This window comes from Bacillus sp. JJ664 (assembly GCF_036962205.1).
Classification (GTDB): Bacteria; Bacillota; Bacilli; order Bacillales; family Bacillaceae_G; genus Gottfriedia.
In genome coordinates this window covers 1-3,186 of sequence record NZ_JBALMS010000194.1, presented here as the reverse complement: position 1 = coordinate 3,186, position 3,186 = coordinate 1, and the positions used below count along the sequence as shown (strand labels likewise).

At 29.1% G+C, this 3,186-nt stretch carries 6 protein-coding genes; 4 read left to right on the top strand and 2 right to left on the bottom strand.

The features are described from left to right. Positions 1–152: 152 nt before the first annotated feature. The 4 genes from V7056_RS20035 to V7056_RS20020 all read left to right on the top strand — a co-directional run bounded on the left by V7056_RS20035 (position 153) and on the right by V7056_RS20020 (position 2,124). On the top strand, positions 153–650 hold the full coding sequence (locus V7056_RS20035; RefSeq protein ID WP_499704148.1) for a nuclease-related domain-containing protein: 498 nt from the start codon (positions 153–155) through the stop codon (positions 648–650). Positions 651–697: 47 nt separating this feature from the next. Next, on the top strand, positions 698–979 hold the full coding sequence (locus V7056_RS20030; protein WP_499704147.1) for a hypothetical protein: 282 nt from the start codon (positions 698–700) through the stop codon (positions 977–979). A 70-nt stretch (positions 980–1,049) separates the two neighbouring features. Further along, the gene (locus V7056_RS20025; RefSeq protein WP_499704146.1) at positions 1,050–1,448 is read left to right on the top strand and encodes an NUDIX domain-containing protein; all 399 of its coding nucleotides are present in this window, start codon (positions 1,050–1,052) and stop codon (positions 1,446–1,448) included. A 166-nt stretch (positions 1,449–1,614) separates the two neighbouring features. Beyond that, a complete protein-coding gene (locus V7056_RS20020) occupies positions 1,615–2,124 on the top strand; it encodes a DUF4367 domain-containing protein (protein ID WP_499704145.1) in 510 nt (169 codons plus the stop codon). A gap of 189 nt (positions 2,125–2,313) precedes the next feature. Here V7056_RS20020 and V7056_RS20015 read toward each other — a convergent pair whose 3' ends face one another. Together V7056_RS20015 and V7056_RS20010 are read right to left on the bottom strand one after the other, a co-directional pair. After that, positions 2,314–2,712 (bottom strand): hypothetical protein, encoded by a 399-nt coding sequence (locus tag V7056_RS20015; RefSeq protein WP_499704144.1) that lies wholly within the window; start codon positions 2,710–2,712, stop codon positions 2,314–2,316. Between the two features lie 167 nt (positions 2,713–2,879). Then, positions 2,880–3,029 carry a hypothetical protein gene (locus tag V7056_RS20010; protein WP_192602112.1) on the bottom strand — a complete coding sequence of 50 codons (150 nt, stop codon included), beginning with the start codon at positions 3,027–3,029 and terminating at the stop codon, positions 2,880–2,882. Positions 3,030–3,186 lie beyond the last annotated feature (157 nt).

The following is a 3,186-nucleotide window of genomic DNA, read 5'->3' as shown; positions in this document are numbered from 1 at the left end:
GCGTTAGTTGAAGATTAAGAGTTACGAAGGTAACTCTTTTTTGATTTGGAAAAAGATATGATTATATTTAAATCAAACTAAATAAACCGATAAAAATATAGCAATAATTACTTTTAGATTTCAACTATATTCGTAAATAAGGAGCTTTTAATATGTCTATCTTTAATATTTTTAGAAAAAAGAAAAAAGAAGAAACTCCTAAAAATCCAATGGCTGCACACAGTAGTAAATCCAAAGATAAAAAGGCTTCAAGAATTGGAGAATTAGGTGAATATAAAATAGATATACAATTGGATCAATTACCGAAAGAATATAAGTATTTAAGTGATATTATCGTCCCAAATCCAAAAGCAAAATCAGGTTATTCCCAAATTGATCATGTTGTAATTACACCTTATGGAATTTTTGTTATTGAAACAAAAAATTATCAAGGAACAATTTATGGTGGTGAAGATAGAAAAACCTGGTTAGTTAATGGGAAATTTAAAATGATGAATCCTTTTATACAGAATTTTGGACACATTCAAGCTTTAAAACCTTTAATTAGTAGAAAATTTGGTGAGCATTTTATATCCGTTGTTTCTTTTACAAAACGTTGTATATTAAAAGTGGATGGTGACTTTAGGAAATATCTTCAAATAATTTACTAATCTACGATATTGAACTTTCAGATTATATAAAAAGGAAAGTTTCAGTTTTGAAAGTTACCAATAAATCTCTAATTTTAACCGATTCAGAAATTAGAGAGATTTATACTGTATTTTCAAATGCTAATAACACTGTTCCATTAATCCGAAAAGAACATATTAACGCGTTAAAAGAAAGTACAACAATTAGTAGTGCTGAAGCAGTTAGACAAAATCATTTATGTTCTAAATGTAAAAAACAAGTATCTGAAAAAGTAGCTTCTTATTGTTTAGCAAATATTAGATTCAATGGAAAAATATATTGTTATGAACACCAAAAGAACATTAAATAAGACTACTAGAAATATGGAATTTTTCATATTCCTATGCCTACATAGAGCTCAATTATAGTGAGGTGAAACATTGGGTATTAGACAAAGAGCATTTGCAGCAATTATTGAGAATGATTGCATCCTTATGGTTCACGTTGTTAAAGGTGAAAAGAATTATTGGACATTACCGGGTGGAGGACTAGAAAATGACGAGTCATTTGAAGAAGCTGTAATCAGAGAAGTACAAGAAGAAGTTAATTTAAAGGTGGATGTAATTAAACATTTATATACTAATAATTATGAGTTTGGGGTTGAAAAGTGTTTCCTGACGCAAGTAGCCGGAAGCAATTCAACACCTAAATTAGGCTTTGACCCCGAATTACCAATAGAACAGCAAGAGTTAAAAGATTTTAAGTGGCAACCGATTAAAGAAATGGCAAAGGATATCCAAGTTTCAGAAGTAATTAGAGCTTTAGGATTGGATTATTGAAGACTAGGTAAATTTGAGTTTCTTACTCAACTACTGGCGCGTTAGTTGCATACGGATCATCTGCTTAGGTGGTCTTTTTATGGAACTAAATAGCGGTATTGTTAATAAGAAGTGATTGTTAGGAGATAATACTACCAGAAAAATAAATAAGAATTGAGGTAGTAAATTGGCATCTTCTATTCATTTGTTGATTGTCCTTTTCCTTTTTATTAGTAGCCCCACGATAATTATGGCTAAAGAAATTAAGTATAATCACAACAGCATTACTGTTCCAGAAATTAAGAAGAAAATAAACTTTACCGTTTTAACTCCCAAAAAGATTCCTTCTGATTGGACACTAGAAATTAAAACCTATCCATGGGGAGTAACAGAAAACATCACTAATTTTAGATTACATTACATGGATAGCCAGGATACTATACTAATAGTCGGAATTGACCAGAGAAAAGAAAATCCATTAAATGAAGAACTTTTAAGTCCTAATGCTAAACAAGTTAATATTAATGGAAACAAGGGGTATTTCGCGGAATGGGGAAATAGTGGCACATTGGATAATCATGGTGAACTCATTAATGGTGGTTTACTTTTTTGGGCACAAGATGGAACATATTTAACAATGAATAGTTCAAGATTATCGAAAGAAAAAATGTTAGAAATTGCACGTTCAATGAAATAATTTATCCAACTAACTGGCGCTTTAGCTTAATAACTTTTTAATGAAATAAGATTCGATGTTCAATCAGCTATTATTTCTTGAATAATACTTCTAAATTTAATGATTAAGACTAGTTTCATAAGTATTATTTTATTTAAATATTTAAAAAGACACTCATGGAGTGTCTTTAAATATTTTTTAAGAATGTATTTATTTGTTTTTTATAAATTTATCGATACTTATAAATAAGCATATTAACAAAGTAAAAATGCATCCCAAGATGTGTATATAAAATATTTTATTAACAACGTGCTTACTAAAGTTGATATCAGGTGCTGATATGTATAACGTAGCAGCTATATTATAGAATTGAATAAAAGAAACAATTAAAGCTAAAATAGTTAAGCCCAAAATAACCAAATACATTTGCTTTTTTACATAAAATAATGCAATTATCGCTGGAGTTAAACTAAACACACCATATTTATCGATACCCCAAAGATTTGCAACCTCGGAACCCATTGAGGTCCAAGGGAAAAATAAACTTAAAATAATAATTCCAATTCCAGAATATAGTAGAAGGTTTGTTTTATTACTCAAAATACCCATAGTTTAAATCCTCACTTGTAATTAATCTCCGTATATTTTTAATTATAATTGAAAATTTAAGAAGATGGTATTTAAACTAAAACGTTCTTCAACTAACTGGCGCGTTAGTTCAATAAGGATTATTGTTTAAATAAAAAAAGCCTCCTGTATTCCGAAGGCTTCATCGACTATTGGACACGGATGATTTCATAAATATCTTTATCAAAACGAACTCTGGTATGCTTGGATTCAAGGCGATCAATCTCATCGAAATTATCATTTGTTCTTGCCTTGCCAAACCACATGTTTTTGAATTCAGTTAATATAATAGTAAGCATCATTATCCCTCCTAGTATGAGTAATGCTTTATCACCACCTTATTGTATAACCAGTTTTTTAAGTTAGGATTAATATGATGTAAAAGATTAATAAATTATAAAATAAACATTTTCTAAAAGTATTACTAAGAGGATTTTCTAATTCAACTAACTGGCG